Source organism: Psychrobacter sp. 1U2 (genome assembly GCF_051847575.1).
The window spans coordinates 1-980 of the sequence record NZ_JBPYDC010000553.1 but is presented as its reverse complement, the minus strand read 5'-3'; the positions used below and the strand labels follow the sequence as shown (position 1 = coordinate 980).

The following is a 980-nucleotide window of genomic DNA, read 5'->3' as shown; positions in this document are numbered from 1 at the left end:
CTTTTCACGAATACCATCATAGTCGATACCTTGACCATCATCTTGTAGGGTCACAATAAAATCTTGACCACTACTTTGCATCTCAAGACCAATTGTACCAACAGCAGACTTGCCAGCTGATTGACGCACATCAGGCGTTTCAATACCGTGTACCACAGCATTACGTAGCAGCTGGATACTGATTTCTTTTACGGTCTTTTTAAGATGCTCTGGTATCTTGATTTGTCCCAAAGTAGCACTATCAAGTTGTACTTGTTTGCCTTGTCTTGCTGCGATATCTCGTGCAAAATCATGATAATAATCGAGCAAATGACTGTCAGCTTCTTCATCCAAGTCAATCTCATTGCCTGCAATTTCTAAACCATCTATTGACAGATCTGTTGCTTGATTTTGGACTACTGCTTCATGTACATCTGATGCTGCACTAGCTGGCGCTGTACGGTTGATACGCTCACCCAATGTCTCGATAGTGTTAGACAAACTGAGCAAATCATCCAAATGCACTGCTAAAGGCAGGAAGTCATTACCAGACAGCTTGCCTTGATTTTGTAGCACGTTAAGCTGATCTTCTGCTTCTGATGCAATCTTAGTAAAGCTGTGTAACTTTAATGCTGAGGCCTCACCTTTTAAGCTATGCATTTCACGATAGATAGCGTTTAATTTAACCTCAAGCTCATATTGCGTACTGCCAGGATTTTTTAAGATATTGTTGATTTTTTCAATATGAGTTTTGGTGTTAGTGATGAACTCATTAATGATTTTTGGATTTACATTTAAGATGGTTGTTAACATCTCAATCTGCATGTCATTTTGTGAACGTTCTTTCTCTAAACGTTGTTCTAGATGAACAGCGTCTGATACATCGTTAACGTTGACCAAAATACGAGCAATGTCTTTATTTTCATAAACCCGTGAAAATCTAAAATCTAAGAAACGGCTGTCCGAACCCTGTTCGCTAGTAGTGTTATGTAGCAATACTT

1 protein-coding gene is annotated in these 980 nt (G+C 39.1%); it reads right to left on the bottom strand.

The genetic code is table 11. The features are described from left to right. The coding region (locus ACS8FD_RS17215) for an Hpt domain-containing protein (protein WP_439276746.1) at nucleotides 1-980 on the bottom strand (980 nt) is incomplete at both ends.